The sequence below is a fragment of the Clostridium sp. UBA5988 genome, from assembly GCF_002435615.1.
GTDB lineage: Bacteria > Bacillota > Clostridia > Clostridiales > Clostridiaceae > Clostridium_J > Clostridium_J sulfidigenes.
Window position 1 is genome coordinate 15512 of sequence record NZ_DJBA01000035.1, and the last position, 25404, is coordinate 40915.

15 protein-coding genes are annotated in these 25404 nt (G+C 30.9%); 1 reads left to right on the forward strand and 14 read right to left on the reverse strand.

Translation table 11 applies throughout. The features are described from left to right. Positions 1-15: 15 nt before the first annotated feature. The 13 genes from B3J31_RS09980 to B3J31_RS10040 form a co-directional block, all read right to left on the reverse strand. Positions 16-858, reverse strand: a complete 843-nt coding sequence (locus B3J31_RS09980) for an MBL fold metallo-hydrolase (protein WP_346868331.1) — start codon at positions 856-858, stop codon at positions 16-18. A 209-nt stretch (positions 859-1067) separates the two neighbouring features. Beyond that, the gene (locus B3J31_RS09985) at positions 1068-1655 is read right to left on the reverse strand and encodes a GNAT family N-acetyltransferase (RefSeq protein WP_150845728.1); all 588 of its coding nucleotides are present in this window, start codon (positions 1653-1655) and stop codon (positions 1068-1070) included. Between the two features lie 35 nt (positions 1656-1690). Then, positions 1691-2227 (reverse strand): GNAT family N-acetyltransferase, encoded by a 537-nt coding sequence (locus tag B3J31_RS09990; protein WP_346868332.1) that lies wholly within the window; start codon positions 2225-2227, stop codon positions 1691-1693. A 20-nt stretch (positions 2228-2247) separates the two neighbouring features. After that, complete coding sequence (locus B3J31_RS09995; protein WP_346868333.1) at positions 2248-3021, reverse strand: GNAT family N-acetyltransferase; 774 nt, start codon at positions 3019-3021, stop codon at positions 2248-2250. A gap of 46 nt (positions 3022-3067) precedes the next feature. Continuing rightward, positions 3068-3499: a GNAT family N-acetyltransferase gene (locus B3J31_RS10000; RefSeq protein ID WP_346868334.1), complete on the reverse strand. Its 432-nt coding sequence runs from the start codon at positions 3497-3499 to the stop codon at positions 3068-3070. Positions 3500-3876: 377 nt separating this feature from the next. Further along, entirely contained in the window at positions 3877-5664 is a 1788-nt protein-coding gene (locus B3J31_RS10005) for an ABC transporter ATP-binding protein (RefSeq protein ID WP_346868335.1), read from the reverse strand. 20 nt (positions 5665-5684) lie between these two features. After that, complete coding sequence (locus B3J31_RS10010) at positions 5685-7430, reverse strand: ABC transporter ATP-binding protein (protein WP_346868336.1); 1746 nt, start codon at positions 7428-7430, stop codon at positions 5685-5687. Positions 7431-7834: 404 nt separating this feature from the next. Further along, positions 7835-7993: a hypothetical protein gene (locus B3J31_RS10015; RefSeq protein ID WP_346868337.1), complete on the reverse strand. Its 159-nt coding sequence runs from the start codon at positions 7991-7993 to the stop codon at positions 7835-7837. A gap of 339 nt (positions 7994-8332) precedes the next feature. Continuing rightward, entirely contained in the window at positions 8333-9928 is a 1596-nt protein-coding gene (locus B3J31_RS10020) for an IS1182 family transposase (protein WP_346867350.1), read from the reverse strand. Positions 9929-10095: 167 nt separating this feature from the next. Continuing rightward, complete coding sequence (locus tag B3J31_RS10025; protein WP_207656786.1) at positions 10096-10602, reverse strand: GNAT family N-acetyltransferase; 507 nt, start codon at positions 10600-10602, stop codon at positions 10096-10098. Positions 10603-10699: 97 nt separating this feature from the next. Beyond that, on the reverse strand, positions 10700-11113 hold the full coding sequence (locus B3J31_RS10030) for a hypothetical protein (RefSeq protein WP_150845722.1): 414 nt from the start codon (positions 11111-11113) through the stop codon (positions 10700-10702). Positions 11114-11266: 153 nt separating this feature from the next. Beyond that, a complete protein-coding gene (locus B3J31_RS10035) occupies positions 11267-17413 on the reverse strand; it encodes a S8 family serine peptidase (RefSeq protein ID WP_346867349.1) in 6147 nt (2048 codons plus the stop codon). 274 nt (positions 17414-17687) lie between these two features. After that, the gene (locus B3J31_RS10040; RefSeq protein ID WP_346867348.1) at positions 17688-22340 is read right to left on the reverse strand and encodes a cell wall-binding repeat-containing protein; all 4653 of its coding nucleotides are present in this window, start codon (positions 22338-22340) and stop codon (positions 17688-17690) included. 515 nt (positions 22341-22855) lie between these two features. Here B3J31_RS10040 and arsM point away from each other — a divergent pair. Then, the gene (gene arsM / locus B3J31_RS10045) at positions 22856-23647 is read left to right on the forward strand and encodes an arsenite methyltransferase (protein ID WP_346867347.1); all 792 of its coding nucleotides are present in this window, start codon (positions 22856-22858) and stop codon (positions 23645-23647) included. Positions 23648-23742: 95 nt separating this feature from the next. Here the strand turns inward: arsM and hisS are convergent, their stop codons facing one another. Then, positions 23743-25059 (reverse strand): histidine--tRNA ligase, encoded by a 1317-nt coding sequence (gene hisS, locus B3J31_RS10050; RefSeq protein ID WP_346867346.1) that lies wholly within the window; start codon positions 25057-25059, stop codon positions 23743-23745. Between the last annotated feature and the right edge of the window lie 345 nt (positions 25060-25404).

Consider the following 25404-nt stretch of genomic DNA (forward strand, 5'->3'; position numbering starts at 1 on the left):
TTATCTTCAACAATCTTATAACTCTATTACCATTCCATCGTAAGCAAAGCTAATATCTTCATAATGATTTTCTAGCTCTAAATAATCATCATAGGATTTTCCCCAATCTTCCTCAAGATGTGTCATTATAACCTTTTTTATATTATATTTATTCTTTAACTCCACTATCTCATCCATTACAAATAATTCTTCTCTTAAAGGATTGTCCTCTTCTAACTTAAAGTCACCCTTTAAGACATCACCAATAACTGTATTACCTATAATCATTACATAAGCATCCTTAAAGATTCCATTCACTGGGAAAGGTTTTACATCACAAGGAGCATATATAAGCTTCTTTTCTCCTTCTTCAAAAACAAATACTGTAGCAGATTCAGCCTTAATTAGAGTTATTTTTATTTCTCCTATTTGTATTGAATCATTAACCACATGTCTTTTTATTAAATTTCTTATTTTTTCATAGTAGTCAAAATATGATCCATGCTTTGAGCGTATGGAATTTAAATCTTCCATTACGTGTTTCATAGCTATAACTTCTATGGGACTATCACATTCTATTCCTTGGGAAATATTTAGCCAATTTAGTCGAAGCTGTTCAAAAACTCTCATACCAAGGGTATGATCTGGATCCATATGACTATATAAAACTCTATCTATTTCCTTAATTTCTCCATAATTTAAGCTTTGAGCAATATCCTCTGGAGTGTCTATAAGTAGCTTAGCTTCTTCTAAATATAAGCTACATCCAAATCTTGCATAAGGATTTCCCTTCTTTCTTGCCTCCATACATACTCTACAGCAGCAAAGTGGCTTTGGTAGAGCAACACATCCTCCACTACCTATTATTTTAAAAATCATAGTTATCCCTCCTATCTTCTCTCTAGCTATAATTAGATTTTTTATTATATATGTTTTAATAAAATTTCTACATTAAATTTACTTGCAATCTTAGATTCCATTAGGGAAGATTAATGAGTTTTATTTATTGAAACTTATATATCACGTATTTTTAGACTATTTTCTGTGTATAACTTTGTTAATAATTCATGATATTAGAAGATTCCGAACTAATCTATCAATATTAACTCATATAAATTACACTCGTGTACTCTTTTGAATGCTTTTTTAATAGTATCTTTATCTTTACCTATGTAGTGAGCAAAACTACTGCATATAAATAATTTATTAATTTTAGATTGTGTAATTATATCGCATTCATCACCTTCAGCATAAACATGGAGGTAAGACTCTTTCCAATTAAATCCTCTATTTTTATACCAATCATTTACCCATTTATCATCTCTTGTCCATGCTTCAATTTTCTTTATACTTTTGCTTTTCAGCCTATTTATTGCTTCATTTAACAACAAGGTTGCAACACCTAACTTTCTAAATTCGGGTAAAACTGCTATATGCCATATAACACCACCTAATTCATTAGAATTATAACAAACCGTTCCTTTATCAGTCTCATACTCTATGTCTATTAAGCCTATAATTTTATCATCAACCTCTGCCACTAACTCAACGGAAGGATTTTTATAGTGTTCTTTTTCACGCAGTACATTATCAAAATATGCACTATCTAAAAAGGATAGAACTCTACACCTTACCCATTGAGAATTATCAGTATCTATATATTCTCTTACTTTCATTTATATCCCCCCAAATAGTTTGCTTCGCCCTATTCTTACGATTGCGACTTTCTCATCCATAATACTTTGACTTTCTCTCCTGCAATCTCGCCATCATATTCACTAAATACTTTAAAGCCTGATTTCTCATAAGTTTTTATTGCTCTTTTATTAAATTCAGCTACTCCTAACCTTACATAATCGCCTTTATATTGATGATATTCTACTGCAAAATTAACACAAGCAGAAACAAATTCCTTTCCTAAACCTATTCCTGTTAAATTAGGTTTCAACCCAAAACCAATCCACATTTCATAAATTATATCAAGATTATCTTTCACTGTATCCATATCAACATAACCATCATCATCTGAATCTTCTTCAACTTCTCTAAAAAAATTTATAGCTAATTCCCCTACTAAAATTTCTTTTTCATTTAAAACTGCAAATTTACTGAAACCCCAATCTTTCTTTTCCAGTAAATCTTCTGCCTCATTACAATAATCATATATGGAATATTCATTTTCATATTTCCATTCATTAATCATTGTTTTTGCATAATTATCATTCATAGGTACAAACCTAAACTTCATATTAAAACCCCTTAATAAATCTATCTTATATAATTAACATAATAAGTATCATATGGTTCTTTTAATACATATCCAAGCTTCTGAGCTAACTTAACAGACTCAAGATTAGCAGCATCCCAACTAGGATACTTCCCCTTGCTAATACAGTCTAAAATTAATGCAGCAGCTGCTATAGTTGCTAACCCTTTCCTTCTGTATTCTGGAAGTGTATCAACTTCAATTTCGATTCCTTCATCGTAAACACTATAAGATGACGCTGCCGATACAATCTTTTCATTATGCAAAATACAGAATCCAATGCCTATATTGATATAATCATCTATGGATTTAAACTGACTTGTAAAATCTTCTGATAACTCTTGTAGTGATGGATTTTTTGCTAAAGATTTATCTATTTTTTTTAACTCATATCCTTCAGGTAATGTTGATAGAAATGTATTTAAATGATCAACATCTAAATTCTTAATAGCCCTTTTAAATCTATAACGTTGAAACTTTTCCATACGTCCCTTATGAATAATTTCTATACGTTTTTTCCACTCTTCAGTATCCACGATAACTAAAATATTCTCAGGCAAATTATATAATAGTTCTTCTGCTTCCCTACTGTTAGGATCTCCTGCATAAAATGCAAAAACCCCTACTATAACCTGTACAACTGTTGGTTTTTCAATGTCATCAACCCAGACTTTTCCCATATGTCCTTGAAGGCATGAAAGAATAAGTGTACAATCTATATTTTTAAAAACAGAATATAAATCTTTTCTTAAATTACTATCTACTTCATAGATCATTATATTTTTCTCCTCATTTCAATTCAAAGATTTCTTTTAACCTCATTTATAGCTTCTTAGTTAAAAAATACTCCTTATGTCCTTTAGGGCTATCCTCTAAAATTCCAAAAACCTTATATCCATTCTTCATATAAAAGTCTGGACCTTGAAAATCGAAGGTATCTAGATGTGCTATATGACATCCTTGACTCCTTGCTGCATCCTCTGCCTCTTTCAAAAGTATTGAACCATATCCTCTATTGCGATAATCGTCTTTAATCCACAATGTATCAATATAGAAAATGCGCCAAAACACAGAGTAAGCTAATATTCCTCCTATGACCTCACCCTTTTCACTTTTAATACAACGATTTATCTTAATGTATGGCTCCTCTTGTTCAAAGGGTTTAGACAGTTTGTTATGTTCCGTAAGCATTTCATCAATATAATCTATTTCTTCCTCATTAGGTATTTCTATTTTAATACTTTCTTCATTCATATTTATTTCCCCTTAATATATAAAGTTGGAAATAAGATTAATTAATAATTACTCAATCTTATTTCCTAATTAAAGAATTTAATCCTTCTATTTTAATACCATTTACCATATAGAAAAATGCTGAAACCCGCATGAGCAGAACAACTAGTTAACTAGTTATATATTTAAATAGTTATATATGAAAATATTTAAATATACAAATAGTTTCCTATGAAGCTATATAACTATTTACATAGCTCATAGGTAAAATTTAATTTAAAATCATGCATTGAATCAGCAATAAATTTTATTTTCTTATATTATTTTCAAGGAAACTCCTTTCCACTTTGTTCAAATGAGTAAGTTCCCAGATCTAAATCGCAGATTTAGATGGTCACTTATGCTCCTTCATTTAAGAAGCTGTACTGAGCCATGTATAAGTTATAGTAGAATCCTTTAAGTTTTAATAATTCTTCATGGGTTCCACTCTCTACAATTTCACCATCATCTACTACCATAATTTTGTCACAGTCTCTTATAGTTGAAAGTCTGTGGGCAATTACAAAGGAAGTTCTTCCATGAAGTAATTTATTTATACCTTTTTGAACTAATATTTCTGTTGCCGTATCTATATTAGATGTTGCTTCATCAAGGATAAGAATTCTTGGATTTGCAAGTAATGCTCTTGCAAAGGATATAAGTTGTCTTTGTCCTACTGAAAGCCTTGAACCTCTTTCGTTAACTTCTGTGTCATATCCTTTTTCTAATTTCATAATAAAATCATGGGCATTAACTGCCTTTGCTGCTGCTATGATCTCTTCATCAGTAGCATCTAATTTTCCATATCTAATATTTTCCTTAATAGAAGTTGAGAATAAGAATGTATCTTGAAGCATTATTCCCATTTGGCTTCTTAATGAATAAAGATTGACCTTAGAAACATCCTTACCATCAATTAAAACTTCCCCTTCAGTAGTATCGTAAAATCTACTGATTAAGCTAGTTATAGTAGTCTTTCCTGCCCCTGTTGGTCCAACTAAGGCGATATTTTCACCTGGTCTTATTTTAAAGTTTACATTGTGAAGTACCTGAACATCTTTCTCATATTCAAAGGAAACATTTTTAAACTCTACTGCTCCCTTAATAGTTGGCATATCTTCACTTCCCTCCATCTCATCAATGGTTGGTACTACATCCATAATTTCAAATATTCTCTCTGCTGCTGCAAAGTTAGTAACTAATGTATTGTAGTAAGAAGCTATATTTATGATTGGTCTCCAGAACATACTTGTATATGATATAAAAGCTATTATGGTTCCTATGGAAATTTCTCCACGTCTAGTTAAGGTTGCTCCATACCAAAATACTATGATGGAACTTATTCCAAAGGACATATCTATAAAAGACCAAAGCCAGTCGTTATATTTAACTGCTGATAAAAATCCATCTCTAACCTCACCTACAGCTTTTTCAAATTTCTTAGTAGTTTCTCCTTCAAAGGTGAAGTTTTGAATAATCTTTATTCCTGAAAAAGATTCATGGGTAAAGCCATTTAAATTAGAACGTTTTTGCCTAAATACCTGCCATTTAGCTCTAGCTTTTACCATCATTGTAGATACTACAACTACAAGTACCGGTAAAATTATTATAGAAACTATAGCCAATTTTGCATTCATTACAAAAAGTATTACTCCTATAGCTATAAGATTTAGTGCCTGTGGTATAACTGTAGTAACAGATTTTGAAAACAGCTCTGAAAGAGAGTTTACGTCTCCAACAACTCTCGCTAAAATTTTTCCTACTGGTCTATCGTCAAAAAAGGAAAAGGAGAGTTTTTGTATATGAATATAAAGCTCTTGCCTTATGGTATGCAGTATACTGTGAGTGGTTTTATTCATTTGATAGGTAGATAATTTACTAGCATACATACCTATAACATTTATTCCTACTAACCCTAGACTTATAACTATAAGTCCTACTACATCTTTTACTTCAATATAATTATCTATAGCAATTTTTAAAAGCATAGGGCTTAAAAGCCCTGTACCCATTACTATAAGCATAAGAAAAAGTACTAAAGATACTTTTAACTTATAGGGTTTTACATATTTCACTAATCTTAATAGTATATCCCGACCCTTTAAACTATTAATTTTTTCGTCTTGATTAACTGAATTTTTAGCCATTCTAGCACCTTCTTTCTCTCTTAAAAGTTAGCCACATCTTCATCTGACAACTCTAAGAAATCTTTAAATTGAGTTTGATATATCTCAAAATACTTACCTTTTTTATTTAAGAGTTCTTGATGATTTCCTCTCTCTACTATCTTTCCATCCTCCATATATAAAATCATATCTGCATTTTTTACAGCTGATATTCTATGGGCAATGATAAATGTAGTCTTCTTCGTGTCTCCATGATATAGATTTTTAAGCAATTGATACTCTGTTTCCATATCTAAAGCAGAAGTTGAATCATCTAAAATTAAAATTTTGCTATCTCTTATCAAAGCTCTAGCTATACATAATCTTTGCTTTTGACCTCCTGAGAGTCCAAGACCTCTCTCACCGATTAATGTGTCATATCCATCCTTGAGTCCGTCTACAAATTCCTTTGCACATGCAAGCTCTACAGCCTTTTCTAGTTCTTCCTTAGTAGCATTGTTCTTACCATATTTAAGGTTATTCTCAATTGTATCAGAGAATAGAAAAGAATCCTGTGGAACTATAGAAATACTATCTCTTAAAGTTTTTAAGTTTAAATCCTTAAGATTTATACCATCTAAAGTTATTTCTCCTTCAGTAGCATCATAGTTTCTTCCTAAGAGTGCCATTAATGTTGACTTTCCTGAACCTGTAGTACCCATAATAGCTACTGTAGATCCAGCTTTGATATTTAGATTTATATTATCTAATACATTCTTTTCTCCATAGGTAAAAGATACATTTTTAAGGGATAATTCACCTTCTATATTCTGTGGAACAATTCCATCTTTAGAATTTTCAATAGTAGTGCTTACCTCTAAAATGTTGTTTATCTTTCCTGCTGAAGCCTTAGTTCTAGAGAATAGATTCATAAGCCATCCAAATTCTCTCATTGGCCATATAAGCATCCATAGATAACTAGTGAATGCCACCAATTGACCTACAGTAATCTTATTGTAGATTACTAAAATACCACCTACACAGGTTACAAGAACTACAGAAAGATTCCCTAAGAACTCCTCTAATGGGAAGAACTTAATCCATATCTTTGTATGTTCCATTTGTAAGTCAAAGTTTTTAGAATTGTATTTTAAGAATTTAAGAATTTCATGTTTTTCTCTTCCAAAAGCTTTAACTAGCTTAACTCCAGCAATATTTTCTTGTGCCGTAGTATTTAGCTCTGCAATGTGGTCACTTATTCTGTCATATACATCATCAATCTTCTTTTCAGATTTTATGGTGATATATGCTATTATTGGCATAGTAGAAAGAGCTACTAAGGTAAGTGTTGGACTTATCCTTAATAATAGAACTGAAGCTATACCAAAGTAGGCTATATTTTCTATTAAAAGCCTAAAACCAAAGCCCATAATGTCCATTATATTATCTGCATCTTCTCCAACTCTTGACATTAATTCACCGGTGTTTACTTTGTCAAAGTAAGAGAAGGACAGTCCTTCAATATGCTTGAATAAAGTTTCTTTTACTTCCTTAGAAATAGTTATTCCTAAATAATCAAATAAGTACTCCTTTAAATATCCAAAGAAAAACTTTATTAATGATATACATCCTATAATAAACAATATTTTATTTATAATTTCATAGTTTTTACCGCGAAGTACATCATCTATAAATATTTCAGTTACATAGGGAATTGTTAAATCTGCTGAAATTACCAGAATCATTGAAACTATACCAAATATAGCTACCCCTAAATGATTTTTTACATAACTCAAGATTTTTTTCACTTGAATCCCTCCTTCAATGTGGTTATTATTATTAACCTCTTATGTTTTAATGTGTAAAATTAGTATCTGCAAGCCACCTCTTAGTCATAATACTTCCTCCCTTTTGTCCTATAATCCCCAATCATGTTAAACTCTGCTGTCTATAAATTTGCTATAGATATAATTAAAAATAAAAATAAAAATAAAAAAGTCATAGTCCTATACCTCTTGGTATATAGGACTATGACTTAAATCATCTATAGCGTGAATAATACTAAGGATTTAATCCTTAAATATTAAAATTCATTTTAGGCTTATGTATATCTTACTTATCTTAGTATAAATAATTGTATTAAAAGCCTTATAAATATATAAAAAGTCCCGGGTTACCCTAGGACTTTTCTCACAAAATAGTTTGTTAAAAATCAATCTTTTAAACCTATATTCTGAGGCAGGGTAATATTCCAAATATTAAATTGTAAAATGTGATTATCTGCACCATTAATATTGCCAGCGCCAACATTGACTCTAGCATTAACTCTATTTCTATTCATTTCACTGATTACTAATAAATTGTTTAACATTTTCCTACCTCCTTTTTTAAAATTTATTTTCTAGTTTTATTTAGTTTTACTAATTTTTACTACCCTTTTATTATATACAATTAATATAAATAATGTCAATGACTTTTTCTAAATTTTTTGAATTTATAAAATATAACCTCTATTGAATATAATCTTATAAAAAATAGGGGCTGTATCAGAATGAAGTTTTTTAAATTTCATTCCATGCAGTCACTTTTTTCAATTTATGAACTTATTTTCCTATATTTTGATTATATGTTTTGTATAATAATTTATTTTAAACATGACAAAAAGAGATAAAACCTCTTATCCCATAATATGTATTTACTTGTATTTATATCAACTGATCATTTTGTGCAACAACTGGCTATTCCTATTTTTCAAGGTTTTATTGTGTAATTTATTTATGTTATATCCAAATGCCATTAATAAGAATTCCGTATAAACCTTAGGATTACTTCGCATCAAAAACCTTCTAAATCCATAATCCTGTTTTATAACGCCGAAGGCTCCTTCAACTTGAATAGACCTATTCATTCTTAAAATAACACCTTCCGGTGAAGTTATATTTTTCAATGAAATTTTTCTTAAACGTAGAAACTCCTTAGCTACATATATTTGTTTATTTCCTTTCGCCTTCGTACATTTATCCTTCATGGCGCAGCCTGTGCAATCTTCACATTCATATACTTTTTTAACTGATATGAATCCAGATTTACTTTTTTTATTTGTAGTACCTTTGAAAAGTAATTTCTTGCCTGCTGCGCAGATATATGAATCATCATTATCCATATAAGTCATGTTCTCAACCTTGCTAATATCTTTTTTATATTTTAATGTTTTAGATTTTTCATATGATGCTGGCTTAATATACGCTTGTTGATTATTTTTCTCTAGATGTGTATAATTTTCTTCACTTTCATACCCAGCGTCAGCTATAACGGAATCATATCTAACCCCTAGACCCAATTCCAATTTTTCTAAAAATGGTATAAAAGTAAGCTGATCAGCTCTTTCAGAAGATAAATCAACACCTACTATATATTCACCTTCAACTCCAATTTGAATATTATAAGCAGGTTTAAGCTGACCATTTTTCATATGATCTTCTTTCATTCTCATAAAAGTTGCATCATGATCTGTTTTAGAAAAACTATTACGCCCCTTAAAAGTAGAGTTATACTCGTCATATCTACTTTGCTTATCTATAAATTCCAATAATGCCTCAGTATATTTTTGAAGATTACTTTTCCTTTTACCTTTTCCATATACGAACTCAATATTTTCTTTAGTTCTTAAAGAATTAAGTAGTTCTAATACTTCCTTGGCGTGGTCAATAGATACTTTTTCGATATTAACTGTGTAATTCAATTTAAATTCAGCCACAATCTCACAAATCATGCCCTGTATTTTTTCTTGCAGTTTATATTCAAATTTTTCTACAGATTTCTTCCAAACAAAAGAGTACCTATTTGCATTAGCCTCAATTTTAGTTCCATCAATAAATATATTTTCAAATCTAATTTCGTTCAAATCTGCTAGCTTCGCTATTAGTTGGTTAAATAAATTATCAATGCAAATAGATAAGTTATCACTTCTAAATCTTGCTATTGAACTGTGGCTTGGTGCTCGTTGACCTTGAAGTAGCCATTTAAAATTAATGTCTCGCCGACAGGCTTTCGCTAGTTTGCGACTAGAATACACGCCCTCCATGTAACCATATATTATAATCCTAAACATTGTTTCTGGTAAGATTACTGGATTTCTACCTTTGGTAGAGTAAGCTTTGTAAAGCTCTTTATAATTTAATCCCTCCGTAACATTATAAAGTAATCTTACTGAATCATTATCAGGTATTATATTTTCGAAAGAAATTGGCAATCCTAATTGATGGATAGCCATAATATTATTACTTATATAATTTAAGTTTTTCATAAATAATATTATGCGCAAAAAGAGTGAATTCATTTATTTAGAATTCACTCTTTTTTTATTGTGGGCTATCAATTAGTTTTGATACAGCCCCTAAGAAATCAAAACTTTAAATATAAAAACCATATAATATATTAAAATTTTAAATATTTATTCATATCTTATTCTGATTAAAATTCTGCTGCCAAATCAGTTAATGCTTTATCACATACTCTATATACAGTCCATTCATCCATTGGTATTGCTCCAAGTTGCTTATAGAATTTTATTGATGGTTCATTCCAATCAATACACCACCATTCAAATCTACCACAATCTCTCTCTACAGCTAATTTAGCTAAGAATGAAAGAAGTGCCTTTCCCATTCCTTTTCCTCTCATTTCAGGTCTCACATATAAATCTTCTAAATATAAACCTGGTTTACCTGTAAAGGTTGAGAAATTATGGAAAAATAATGCAAAACTTACTGGTATTCCTTCATACTCACCAATTACTACTTGAGCTGCCTTTCTAACAAATAATGATTCCATTAAAATTTCTTCAGTAGCAACTACTTCATTTAAAAGCTTTTCATAATCAGCTAATTCCTTTATAAATTTTAGAATTAAAGGTATATCCTTCTCTTCAGCAAATCTTAAAGTATAATTTTCTACTTTAGTTTTTATTGTACCTTCCATGTTAAAAATCCCCCTATAATGCATCTTTGTATTTTGAAAGTTAATAAACCTTCTATAATTATATTAACCCTTTACATAGGAGTTTGTAAATATGCTTTTATTTATACTTAGATAAGTCCCATTTGCTTGTAGTAGGTCTTTCCCTTATTTCTTTTGAAATATTCTTTGTTAATAACACAAAGAATACAAAGGATATTCCTGAAATTAAAAAATATTTCTTAACATATTTTTTATCTTCTTCAATAGTTGATTTAACAAAATTTACATCTAATTCTTCATATTCCTCTTTTTCATTATTAACCATGTACTCTAAAGTATCCTCTGCCTCTATTATTTTTATACCAATAAGTGCTCCATTTCCAGCAAACCATACCATTATACAAATAAGTATTGCAATACATCCATTTTTTAATCCACTTTCAGATAATCTGTAGTTAATAAGTATATTTTTCACCATATAAATTACCGCTATGAAAACTAACAATATATTTAATCCTACTATTATATACATGATATCCCCCTTAACATTTTAATACAATTATACCATATATGTAATAATATAAATATTAAATCATATTAAAAGACTGAAATAGTTAATTTATCTATTTCAGTCTTTTTGTTTTATATTATAATTATATCTTCTTTTGTTTATTAGTTAATTTAATTATTTTTTTCTTTTTAAAACTAGTGATCCAATTGCAACGGTAATTATACCTCCTAAGGCCATTACACCACTTCCAACCATACCACCTGTTTGTGGTATTTTACCTGTTGGTTTGCTTGGAGTACTAGGATTACTTGGTTTTCCTGTACTTGGATTACTTGGTTTTTCTGGATTCTCTGGTTTTTCTGGTTTTTCTGGTTTTTCCGGATTTTCTGGCTTTTCTGGTTTCTCTGTCATTTTATATTCTACTACTGCACTTACATTACCAGCTTCATCTATAGCTCTTACATAAATTTTTGCCTTTTCCTCAACCTTTACTGGTTCTTTATAGATATTCCAAGTTTTATTGTCTAAACTATATTCCATTTTTGCTGTGTCTTTATCTGCTGCTGTTAATGTTACTAACCCATCCTTCTCTGTTATAACTGGAGACTTAGGTGCTGTTCTATCTGGAACTGTATACTGTGCTAATTCACTTATATTACCTGATTCATCTATAGCTCTTACATATATTGTTGCTTTTTCATCAACTTTTACTGGTTCTGTGTAAATAGTCCAGTTTTTGTTGTCTAAACTATATTCTATTTTTGATGTATCTTTATCTGCTGATTTTATTGTTACTACACCTGATTTTTCAGTTATAATTGGAGACTTAGGTGCTGTTACATCTGGAGATGTATAGGATACTATGGCACTTATATTACCACTTTCATCAACAGCTCTAACATATATAGTCTCTTGTTCTTTTAATGCTACTGGTTCTGTATAGGTATCCCAGTTTTTATTGTCTAAGCTATATTCCATCTTCACTGTATCCTCATCTGCTGCTGTTAATGTTACTAAGCCATCCTTATCAGTAATAACAGGAGCTTTCGGTGCTGTTATATCAGGTATTGTATAAGTTATTACACCACTAATATTACCAGCTTCATCTATAGCTCTTACATAAATAGTTGACTTTTCCGGTACCTGTACTGGTTCACTATATTCTTTCCATTCCTTACCATCTAGGCTGTATTGTATAACTTTAGTGTCTTCATCTGCTGGTGTTAATGTTACCAAGCCTTTTTCTTCTTTTATTTTTGGAACTCCTGGTGCTGTCCTATCTGGTACTGTATACTGTGCTACTTCACTTATATTTCCAGCTTTATCTATAGCTCTTACATATATTGTTGCTTTTTCATCAACTTTCACTGGTTCTGTATAGACAGTCCAGGTTTTATTATCTAAGCTATATTCCATTTTTGTTGTATCTTCATCTGCTGCTGTTAATGTTACCAATCCATCTTCTTCAGCTATAGTTGGAGTTTTTGGAGGTGTAATATCTATTTCTTCAATACTAATCTTCCCATCTTTTACTGTTACAAGGTACGCTTTATTTACACCACTTTCTACAACTTCTACTTTATATGGCTCTGTTTTATCTACTAGATATAAATAGATATTATCATCTTCTTCATGTCCTTGTGTTATATTCCAATTCACACCATCAACTTTAACACTTGTTACATTAGGTGCTGAAATTGTTGCTATACAAGGAGTTAATTCATTCATTCCTTTTATTATGCACTCTTCTCCACCTTCACCTTTACCTATCGCTTGTCCTTTATCTGTTGCTGTAGCTTTTATTGTACCCTTTAATATGGTTATATCTTGCTTCTTACCATCATAACCACTACCTATAGCTGCACCAGAATTGCTTGAAGTTGCAGTAATAGTTCCACCTTCAATTTTTATTGTTCCAGCTTCACTTTCAGTACCTCCACCTATAGCTGCACCTTTACTAGTAGTTATAGCGTTTACTACTCCACCTGAGATATTTATTGCTATTTTACCTATTGAAGCTACACCTGCACCTATTGCAGAACCTGCATATAAGGTACTATTACTATTTGATTGGGCATTTACTTTGCCACCTGATATCATTATATTATAGTCTGTATTACCATCACTACAATCACCTATGGCTGCACCATCACTACAGTTAATGACACTAACTTCTCCACCTGTAATTTTAATATTACTTGGTAACTTATCAATATTTTCTGCTAATGTACCACTACCTATAGTAGCCGAACTGTTATAAGCCTTAACATCTGAAATAGCCGTTACTTTACCACCACTTATATTTATATTAGTAGCAATACCACTAAAGCCTCCGCCAATTGCAGCTCCAGCTCCACGGGTAGTAACATTAATAATACCATCGCTTATATTTATTGTACCGGAATTCATATTATCCCCTGAATTTCCGCCACCAATACAAGCTCCATAATTACTTTTGCCTGGTATTGCATTTAATGTGCCCTTTCCTAATATTTCAAGTTCTGTACCATAAGCTGCACTTATAATAGCCTTACTAGAATACTCTGATGTACTTGTTAAGGTATTAGTACCTTTTAAGGTTAAAGTATTCTTAGCACCCTTAAATTCTATTACATTTTTAAAGAATGTGGTTACTTCTGAGTTGAAATTATTAATAACAAGATTTGTGTCTCCCTCACAACAAATATCTACATCATAATATGGGTTTTCACTTGTATTTTCATTATCACCAACAATAGATACTGATTTTGCTGTTTCTTCTATAACAACTGTTGCATCATTTAAATCTGCTGGAAGTTTATAATTACCATCACTCTTAATTACATATGGTGCTTCTAATTCTGTAGTAGCTTCATCTTTAGCTACAACTTCTAATGTAGTAGAATCTGTTTTTCCATTCACTGTGGAAACTGTAATTGTAGTTTCACCTATAGCTAATGCCTTCACATAACCTGTTTCACTTATAGTTGCAACCTGTTCATTAGAAGATGACCATGTTAAAGTCTTATCATTTGAATTTGAAGGATTTACTTTAGCCGTCATTTGGTATTCTGAACCCTCTGCTAATTCTAAATCTTTATCATTCAATGTTACACTTTCAGGCGCAATTTCCCCCTCAGATAAAGCAACAGAATCACTTTCTAATAAGTTCATAGCATAATCTACAGCTATAACCTTTACAGCTTTAACATCAGAGTTACCTAATTTAAATACTTCTTCATATTCACTACCCTTTACGTCCTTATCTAATACAATTATATCTGTTAGTGGTTCATCTTTTTCGTTTACTAATTGCATTCCTTGCAAGTAGTGATTATCTTTTAAAGTTACAGTTAAATATTTTGCTCCATCAATTGTTTCAACTTTACTATTTATCAATTCTGGAACTTCTGTATCAATAGTAACTGGTAATTTAACTTGTTGTATATCCTTTTCATCTCCACCTACTGGAATTCCATTTATATTATAGGTATAAACTCCATCTTTAAGAGGTTTCTTTACCTTGCTATCCATACTGTCCCAACCAATACTATCTAATCCATTGGTTATTCTACCAGTGTTACTATCATAAAAAGATTTATCTGCCCTCTTACCTTTATTTTCATAAACCTTATTTCCATTACTATCAGTTACAGTATAACTTAGCTTTTCTGTATTTCTTAACAATCCAACTACTGCATTTACAGTATGAGAGCCATCAATATCAGATCCTATAGCAATCTTATTTTCATCTACTAGCAAAGGTTTATCTTTTCCATTGAAAAGATTAACTCCAAGATAATTTGCTTTCGATGCAACTCTATCAAAATATGCAAGTGCAGTTTCATACATAGCTGCTGTTTCATTATCGTATAAATTGTTATCAAATATTGGTACAGCTTGCCAATCTCCATAGAAACCTACAAAGGGTAAGTTTAAATTAATCTTATCCTCATTTTCAGAAATAAGTGTAACAAATCCATCAATAAAGGTTCCATTATCACAAACTTTTAAATCTTTCTTTGCACTATCAGTAAGTTTTAATGAAACGCTTATAGCTTTTGTTTCACCTCCATTTACCGTTATACTACTTCCTTCCACTCCATCTAATGTTACATTTACCATAGATGTGTCTAATTCTTTAGATGCTTGGGCAAAGAATTTTCCTTCTTCTGTAGACAATATTTTTTCTGTTAATACTGTTGTATCTACAGTATACTTAACTGGTAAATCCGAAGTGTTCTTAACACTAAACTTGAAAGAATATTCACCTGATACACTATCCCCTAATTCAGCTTTTGGTTTTCCTTCGCTTCCAATCAAATATGTTGATGTTTTTACAGCATTATAAACATTAGCAACTCCAGAACCTTGTTTACGTGGTGAATATGCAACTCCATCTGGATCAATTGCAGGAATCGCTGTACTCATTAACAATTGTGTCACTAATATTTCCTTTTCCTTTACTGTTAAAGAAGGATACTTTTCATTTATATATTGTCTTACTAAGCTTGAAGCTCCAGCCATATGAGGAGTAGCCATTGATGTACCACTCATTGAACCATATACTCCTCCTGGTAAAGTAGAGTATATATCTCCCCCTGGAGCAGTTATTTCTGGTTTTAATTTTAAATCCGGACTTACACCCCAAGATGAAAAGTCAGACATTTGACTTTTTACAACTGAATCAAAGGCATCTTTATATTCTTTTGATATAGAAATGTTTTTTACTGACTGCTTAACCATGAATTCTCCATGTTCCTTTGAAATAAAGATCGCTGGTATTTTACCATCAGTCTTCATATTTAATAGGTTTCCTTCAGCATTGTCATAAACAATAATTCCTGCTGCTTCTGCAGTAGCAGCATTAGCCTCCTTCTCTGTAAAATTTATGGTTCCACGTTTCACTAAAGCAATTTTACCCTTTACATCAATTCCTTTAAAATCATCAGCTGTTCCAACTCCTGGAATAGCTACATATTCTATTGAGTCTCCTTCAAGAGAATTAAACTCTTTACTAGTACCATCATTGGCATCTGTATATCTGATTTTTGTTTCTCCTACAAGTATATATGCACCTGTAATTTTACTATTATTAATACTTGCAACTGATGTTGCTGCATTATAAGTTGATGGAGAGCCTACTATAGAATTATCAGGATTAGATACTAACGGTAGATCAGTTCCTAGGTTAGAATTATAAGTTGAACTATAGTCATTTCCTGCTGCACACATTAAATTTATTCCTGATGCCCCTACTCTATCATAGGTTTTATTTATTACATCTTCAGCTTCTGCTGTAAAACCAGCTCCTGAACCAAGACTCATATTAATTGCATCTACACCTAATGTTACAGCATCATCTAATGCTGCTAAAATATCGCTAGCTCTTGCACCACCAGTGCTATCACTAAATACTTTCATCATCATAAGTTGTGCATCCGGAGCAACTCCAGTTAAATTTTCACCATTAGCCCCTACCGTTCCGGATACATGTGTACCATGTTGTTTTGGATCACTTACATCATCATCTTTATCTGCATAATCATATACAAAAGGAATCTTTTCACTTTTATAAACATTCCCATCAGCATTTATATTCTCAGATTTCATTATGTCAGTAATTTCAGCTTCTGAATACTTTACTTCTTCTGGACTGTTTTTAAAAGCTTCATGTTTAACATCTAACCCTGTATCCAAAACTGCAACAACCATGTTTTTGCCTGTATATCCAGCTTTATTAGCTTCTGTAGAACTAATAGTTTCACTACTAAATGCCATAGTTGGCTTATGTTCAATTTCTAGATCCGGCAAACGATAAACTGTTGAAACAAATGCATTTTTTACTCCTTTAACTGCCTTAATAGTATCTAAATCACTATATTTAGCAATAAAAGAAAATCCATTCATTACCACAGTGTACTCTTGTTCCACAACTATAGGAACTTCTTTCTGAATTCTTTGCTTAACTATTTCTTGTTGTTTTAGTAATTGGTTGTTAATTCCTTGAGATTTTGATGATTTCATAAAAGATGATACACTATTTGATGTCTTTCCTGATGAATAGTATTCAATTAGAGGCTTGTCCTCTAATTCAACAATAATAGTTACCTCATCATCAGCCTTATATAGCGAATCCAATTCACTATGTGACTGAGAATCTGCAATAGTACTTAATATTGACTTTTCACCTTTTATAATTGGATGTGCTCTACTGATATCTATCTTCAGTTCATTACTATCTGCATATGCTACAAATCCATTCGTAGTAAATACAGAGGTGGTCATAATACTAATAGTAAAAATTCCTGCCATGATACGCCTTAACCTATCACTTTTCATACATATCCCTCCTTGTATACAATTGCCTAATGTAAAATTTTTACACTCACAAGAATATTTTAACATTAAATGGATTTATTTCAAGAAAATTATTTCTTTGTATTTCTCACTTTTACTACATAAAAAAATATTTATATCCTATGCGATTTATATTTTGGAATTTTCAAACATATAAGTGCACTAAAATATAAATAATTACAATATATTCAAATTGTTTTTTACATAAAAAATATCCTAGGCATTACTACCTAGGATATTTTACTATTCTCTTATTTTATTTATTATTTATTCTATTTACTAAGTCTTGTACAGCTGCTTTATTAACCTGTCCACCAACTTCTACTACTTTCTTAACTAACATCTTATCTGCTAAAGACTTTTGTTTATCAGATAAATTAGAATTAGTTATTATAACTGGTGAACCTGTTTTAGCTGCTAGAGGTGCAACTACTAGAGAATCCACTAACTTCATGCTTTCAGTTACATACATATTTTTTTGCTCTTTTGCAAATAATTTTTCTATAACTAATGCATTAGTTTCGTATCTATCTGCTCCTCCTATTCTATTTTTAGCTATATCCTCAGATGTGATTTTATTTAAATCTTTCATAACTGAGTTCTTAACTACAGTTTCTCCACCTATAACATAAGCTGATTTAAGTTTTTGATTTTTAAGCCATGATAATACTTTCTTAGGAACCTTTTTAGTTTCAACTAATATTATTGGAGTCTTATCTGTAGCTGCTTTAGATGAAATAGTTAATGCATCTGCTGGAGCATACCCACCTGCAACATAGATATTCTCAACATTCTTTTGTCTATCTATCTGTGTAGCCACTGCTAGTGAAGTTTCGTATCTATTTGCTCCACCTAATCTTACTACATCAATTCCCATCTTAGTCATCTCTTTAACTGCAGCTTCAGATACAACACCTGTTCCACCTACTACATAAACTGTTTTAACACCTAATCTCTTTAATTCAGTCTTTGTAGCTTCGGTTAATTTACTAGTTTCAGTTAATAGTATTGGTGCATCGTAGTTTGCTGCAAGAGGTGCTGCTACTAAAGCATCAGCATAAGCTGTTCCATTAGCTATTACAGCCATATCTGATTTCTCCCAACCAGTCTTACTAACTTCTACTGCTGTTGCATATCTATCTTTTCCATATAATCTACCAGTAGACTCAACAATCTTTTTAACCTTTTTAATAGTTATTTCCTTAACAGTTGTATTTCCTGCATCATCTATAGCTTCAACAGAAATCTTGTTTTCACCTTCAGCTAATTTTACTTCATAAGCTAAATCATATTTAGCACTTTCTAAATCATTAAAGTATGACCAATCTGGTGCTATTGTTTTAACAACATTACCATTTACCTTAACTTTTAAGCTTGGTAGGTTATCGTTTATTTTACCAGAAATAATTACTGAATCTTTAGTAGTTTCAGATGGTACAGCTTCAAGGTTAATTACTGGTGCTGTAGTATCTACAAACAATTTATGAGCAAATTCTATTTTATTATTTGCAGCATCTCTAGCAGCAACCATAATGCTATGATATCCATCTTTTAATTCTACTTCAGTTGAGAAATTCCAAAGACCACTATGAGTATCAAAGGTTAATGGTACATTCTTTCCATTTACAGTAAACTCTGCTATAGCTGAAGCATCCTTTACAGTACCTTCAACAACTATCTTACCACTATTTGATACTCCAAAGAATTCTGGTCCTTCAACCATTACTGTAGGAATTGTAGTATCTCCTTGTGCTGCTCCTGTAGGCTCCTTATATTCTCCTGTAGTTGCTTCTGTTACTTTAATAGACGTTTTATTTTGTGCATAATCATAAACTTCTACAGAACACTTTTTATAATCTAATTCACTTAAATCAAATTTTCCTGTTGCATTTTCTTCTTCTACTTTACCATCACTAATAAGCACATACTTGTAAACATGACCCTTATTATTGTCTTCTGCAATTACTTCTAGTTGTTTAGTATCTTTATTATAATTAACTTTATTAACTGCAGGTGCCTTTGTATCAACATTTACTTTAAAGTCAAAGTTTTGCCACTTAGCATTTTCATAATCTACTTTCGCTTTAACTCTATAAGTATATTCACCATCTGCAACTACTTTATTATTAACAGTTCCATCCCAAGTAGCATCTTTGCGGATACTATACTTATCATATTTTCCATCATGGTAATGTTTTCCTACTTTAAAATCTTGAGTTAAATTTCTTATAACTTTTCCATCTTTATCTAATACCTCTATATCTAGTTCCTTCATATTTCTTAAATAAGAAAGAATAGGTAATATTGCATCATTTTCACCATCACCATTTGGTGAGAATGCAACTTTATTACCATCTGTATTTTTACCTGATAAATCTACACCTAGGAAGTCTAAATCATTATTTACGATAGATGTAACTCCATAGAAAGATGATCTTTTTGTTTCATAGATTGATGCATCTATAGCTGGAGCTTTGTCCCATTCACCTTTAAATCCTAAATATGGAATACTTAAAGTTGGGTTTGTATCTGTAGGATCAGTTAACGTTACAAATCCTTCCACATATCCACCATTAACAAAAACTTCTTCAATAGATTTTTTATTCATTCCAGTTATAGTATTGTTTAAATCCACAGTAGCAGTAATTTGAGTTTTACCCTTTGCAGCTACTTTAATTGAATCATTACTAAAGGATATTGGGAATTTTTTAGTATCTTTATTAATTATATTTTGCGCTTCCAAATAAGTGTATTGTTCATCAACTAAATCTGTTTGAACAGTACCTGCCACATTATAAGTTAATTCTTTATCACTAAAGTTTTGAACTTCTATAGTAAATGTAGCTTTATTATCTTTAATTTCTTTTAAATTAACCTTACATTCACCAGTAGTTGTATCTGTAACTATAGCTGGTGTAGTAGTAGACGCTTGAAGGTCCATAACTCCAGCACCCTGTCTTCTAGGTGATGTATAGTTAGGTCCTGCAACTACTCCTGCTGCCTGATTTGCTCCATTGTCTACATGAGCTATAGCTGTGCTCATCATTAACTTTTTAGCCATTTTAGCTCTTGCTTCACCAGTTAATTTAAATTCTTTATCTACTCTTTGAAGTACTAATGCTGATCCACCTGCTACATGTGGTGATGCCATAGATGTACCACTCATATTTCCATATTTATTATTATTTAATGTTGACCATATATTACCACCTGGTGCAGTAATTTCAGGTTTAAACTCTAAATCTGGAGTAGTTCCCCAAGATGTAAAATCTGACATACTTCCTTTAACTGTATTAGGAACTGATATAGTATTACCATTGGCTACAACCTTAACTTCTGAAGTTTTTAGTTGTGTAGCAATTTTAGCACCAAATGAATTTCCTATAAACAACGCTGGAATTGTACCACCCTCTGGATACATCATGCTTATAAGTCCTTCTCCACCACTAGCATTATTATATACTATAACTGCAGTAGCACCTGCTGCTTCAGCATTAGCTATTTTATCTGTAAAGTTATAACCACCACGCTCGATCAAAGCTAAATTACCTTTTACTTCTGCTGGGAAGTGTTCTGGTAATCCACCTAATCCACAATCTACAGCTTTAAGTTCTTTTCCTTTAAATACAGATAAAATATCTGTTCCTGATGAAGTATATGGAGCTATATTCTTTTGTCCATCAATTGAAAATTCTAGTCCATATCCAGTAACCACATTGTTTTCTATAGATGCTACTTGAAGAGAATCTGTTGCTAACCCTGGAGAACCAACAACACCGTAATCAGGATTCTCAGCATATGGATTATCATATCCATTTCCAAACACATTAGAGTTTCCTGCTGATATTGCCATAACCACACCATTATCTACAGCTCTATTAACAGCAACTTGCTCTAAATCTGTATCATCTACAAAGGATGCTGTTGATCCTAAACTCATATTAATAACATCTGCACCAAGAAGTACGGAATCATCTATAGCCTTAACTATAACATCACCAAAGGTAGAAGCCATAGCTGGGTCATTACCAAATACCTTCATAGCAAGGATTTGTGCTTCCGGAGCAACTCCTTTAATTCCATCCTTATTAGTATCTCCATTAGCTCCTACTGTTCCTGCAACGTGCATTCCATGCATTGAAGCATCAGGACCTAAATCTAAGATTTCTTGGTTATTATCCATATAGTTGTATCCATAAGGAACCTTTGTGGTTCTATAGGTACCTGATAATTTCTTTTCCTTAGATATAGCTTGTACTTCTGCTTCTTGAAGTTCAGCTTTATTTTGATCTGTAAGAATCATATCTTTATGTGATGAATCCACACCAGTATCAATAACTGCTACTACTGTACCTTCCCCAGTGTAACCACTAGCCCAGGTTTGCTCTGTTTTTATGATTTCACCACTATTATTCATCATAGGCTCTGGTCTTTCATATTCATTGGCAATAGTAACTGACTTAACTCCAGCCATACTTTCAAGATTTTTAGCTTGTCCTAGAGTAGTTTTCATACTAAATCCATTAGCTACATTAGTAAAGCTATTTATAACTTCAAATTTAATTCCTTTAGAACTGATCTTACTTTGTAATGAACGTTGTTCTTTTAAAACTTGATTTTGAAGTTTACCAACTTCAAATTTACTCATTTCATCAAGTTTTATCCCCTTTTTAGTAGCCTTTTCAAGTACAGCCTCACTGTCTAACTCTACTATAACCCTAACTTCATCAGAGTCTTTAATTGTTTGAAGTGCTGGTTCTTGTTTAATCTGAGCCTGTAATACCATTAGTTTTTCTTTGCTTTCTCCCAATGACTTAACTAGTTCATTAGGCGATGCAAAAGCTGTCATTGTTGAACCTAACACTAAAGATATAGCTAGTCCAACAGATATGCCCTTTTTAAAGTTCATTAAATTACCCCCTTGATATATAATTTTCTTAACCTTATATGATATGTATATAAACTTATTAACTTATGTTAATTATTTTATATACTTTTAATAATATATTAACAGTATAAGAATTTATTTCAATAAAAAAATTACCTGATTTTTCTTCCATAAACACTAATATATTACACAAAAATAGTTTTTATTGTTTTTTTATCCATATATTTTGTATTTCTTTAACATATAAATCCACAATAATCCAAATATCTACATTGTTTTTAAAATAAAGTATAGCAAAAATTTTAATTTCGTATATCTAATCATTTGCAACTTTATTTAAAATTTATATTTTATTAACTATATATTCCTTGATTTTATAATTAAATTATGATTATAAATCATCTTGATTTATTTTATATTCATCCATTTTATCTATTATTTAGTATAAATAAGCCTTTTTTTATAGTATAATAAAATGCATAATCTACTAATTATTGCTTAACCTACTATTAATAAATAATTAAGGAGAGTTTTATATGAATTCAAATAAAAACTTACTAATAAAAAATGCTGTTCGTGAAAGCTATAAAAACATAGCTCTCGGAAAGACAGATAATAATAGTTGCTGTAACACTAATAAAATATCTCTTAGAAAGTCCGCAGTAGAAATTTCAAATAAAATAGGGTACTCTGAAGAAGAAATAAACTCTGTACCTTCAGGAGTAAATATGGGACTTGGCTGTGGTAATCCTCTTTCTATATCTAAATTAAGTCCTAATGAAACTCTTTTGGATTTGGGAAGCGGCGGTGGTTTTGATTGTTTTCTAGCTTCAAAAAAGGTGGCCCCTAAGGGTTTTGTAATTGGAGTTGATATGACTCATGAAATGTTAAGAAAAGCTCGAATGGCAGCCTCTCAAAACGGCTATAAAAATATAGATTTTAGACTTGGCGAGATTGAAAACTTACCTGTAGCAGACAACATTGTGGATGTAGTTATTTCTAACTGTGTTATAAATCTATCTCCAAATAAACAAAGGGTTTATGATGAAATATATAGAGTTCTAAAACCTGGTGGACGTATTGCAATTTCTGATATAGTTTTAATGAGAGAACTTACAGAGGACATGAAGGCGGATGAATCCTTATATTGCGGGTGAGTTACCGGTGCTTCTTCAGTTGAAGAATTAGAAGTATACTTAAAAAACTCAGGTTTTAAAGAAATTAATATAACTACTAAAGACGTTCCTAAGGAATATGAGGAAAAGTGGGGACATAATCTTAAAGTTGGAGAATACATAATGTCTTCATATATAAAAGCATTTAAATAGTACTTAAATAAAAAATGATTAGAGTTAACTGACTCTAATCATTTTTACACTAAAACTGTTATATCATTTATTAGATTTTAATACTACCATTATAATTATCTACTATTTAAAATTGAAATACATTCTTCTGTAGATACTAATTGTTGCTCACCATTTTCCATATTTTTTAAAAGTATTTTATTAGATGTTTTCTCATCTTCACCAATGATAATAACATATGGTATAGCTAATTTATTTGCATATTTCATTTTTTTAGCAAACTTTCCACCTTCAAGGTAAATATCAACTTTAATCTCAGATTGTCTTAATTGATTACAAACTTCAATACCATAATCAAAATCTTCGTCCATGGGTATCACTAAAACATCTATAAGTGAATTACTATCTAAATCTATAATATTGCTTTCCATAAAACTCCAGAATAATCTTGTTAATCCAATAGATATACCAACTCCTGGAAGCTTTTTATCAGTATAGAACTGGGCTAAATCATCATATCTCCCACCTGAACACACTGAACCAAATTCTGGATAATCATCTAAGAATGTTTCATATACTGTTCCAGTATAATAATCTAATCCTCTAGTTATCTTAAAGTCAATTACATAATTTTTATCCGGAATTCCAAAAGCTTTTATATATTTATTTACAGTTTCTAATTCTTCAACACCTTCTAAAAATCTTTCGTTGGTCACTGAACTATTTTTTAAGAACTGAATCTTCTCCTCATTGCTACCTTCTATAGTTATAAATTTAATAACCTGATCTATTCCTTCACTGGTTTTTATATATTCCTCTAATTCTTCTCTGACCTTGGCTTCTCCAATCTTTTCAATTTTATCTACAACTCTTAATACCTCTATATAATTATCTATATCTAAACTTCTTAAAAATCCATCTAGGATTTTTCTATTATTAATTCTTATTTTAAAGTTATCAAAGCCTAACTCTTTAAATATTTTATATATAGTACTAGGAATCTGAGCATCATTTACTATGCTTAATGCTCCATTGCCAATTACATCTACATCACATTGATAGAATTCTCTAAATCTACCCCTCTGATTCCTCTCACCTCTATAAACTTTTCCAATTTGATATCTTTTAAATGGAAAGGCTATTTCTTCCATGTGTTGAGCTACATAACGTGCAAGTGGTACTGTTAAGTCAAATCTTAATGCCATCTCTGTACTACCCTTAGTTAAAGTATATATTTGCTTTTCTGTGTCTCCACCTGTTTTAGCAAGTAATACTTCACTTTTTTCAATTATAGGAGTGTCTATAGGTAGAAATCCAAAAGACTCATAATTTCTTCTAATGACATCATAAACATTATTAAAGGCTACTTGCTCTCTTGGAGTAAGCTCCATAAATCCTGGCAATATACTAGGCTTTGTTATTTTTGTACTCATATCAATCTCTCCTTAATTTATAAAACTTATATAATATTCATCTGAAAATCTGAAGCTTTCATACTATAAAAAAATCTCTAAAGACAACTAGTATCCTTAGAGATATAAAACTCAATAACTCCATAGATACATTTGCCTTCGCACAAATAGGCCCTATCTATGGCTTAATTTTAAAACCATAATTATAAGACCTTGCATCTATGATGATGTTCATATTTTCTATTTGACAAGTATTTCACTACAACCATCTCCTGTGTAAATAAATCCTATTATAAACAATTTATCATTTAATATATTTCATGTCAATAATTTTAAGTGACTTACAGAGCTTTAGCATGAAAATTC

Coding starts and splice junctions, on each gene's coding strand:
- B3J31_RS09980 (WP_346868331.1), bottom strand. CDS start 858: ATGATTTTTAAAATAATAGGTAGTGGAGGATGTGTTGCTCTACCAAAG.
- B3J31_RS09985 (WP_150845728.1), bottom strand. CDS start 1,655: ATGAAAGTAAGAGAATATATAGATACTGATAATTCTCAATGGGTAAGG.
- B3J31_RS09990 (WP_346868332.1), bottom strand. CDS start 2,227: ATGAAGTTTAGGTTTGTACCTATGAATGATAATTATGCAAAAACAATG.
- B3J31_RS09995 (WP_346868333.1), bottom strand. CDS start 3,021: ATGATCTATGAAGTAGATAGTAATTTAAGAAAAGATTTATATTCTGTT.
- B3J31_RS10000 (WP_346868334.1), bottom strand. CDS start 3,499: ATGAATGAAGAAAGTATTAAAATAGAAATACCTAATGAGGAAGAAATA.
- B3J31_RS10005 (WP_346868335.1), bottom strand. CDS start 5,664: ATGGCTAAAAATTCAGTTAATCAAGACGAAAAAATTAATAGTTTAAAG.
- B3J31_RS10015 (WP_346868337.1), bottom strand. CDS start 7,993: ATGTTAAACAATTTATTAGTAATCAGTGAAATGAATAGAAATAGAGTT.
- B3J31_RS10020 (WP_346867350.1), bottom strand. CDS start 9,928: ATGAAAAACTTAAATTATATAAGTAATAATATTATGGCTATCCATCAA.
- B3J31_RS10025 (WP_207656786.1), bottom strand. CDS start 10,602: ATGGAAGGTACAATAAAAACTAAAGTAGAAAATTATACTTTAAGATTT.
- B3J31_RS10030 (WP_150845722.1), bottom strand. CDS start 11,113: ATGTATATAATAGTAGGATTAAATATATTGTTAGTTTTCATAGCGGTA.
- B3J31_RS10035 (WP_346867349.1), bottom strand. CDS start 17,413: ATGAAAAGTGATAGGTTAAGGCGTATCATGGCAGGAATTTTTACTATT.
- B3J31_RS10040 (WP_346867348.1), bottom strand. CDS start 22,340: ATGAACTTTAAAAAGGGCATATCTGTTGGACTAGCTATATCTTTAGTG.
- hisS (WP_346867346.1), bottom strand. CDS start 25,059: ATGAGTACAAAAATAACAAAGCCTAGTATATTGCCAGGATTTATGGAG.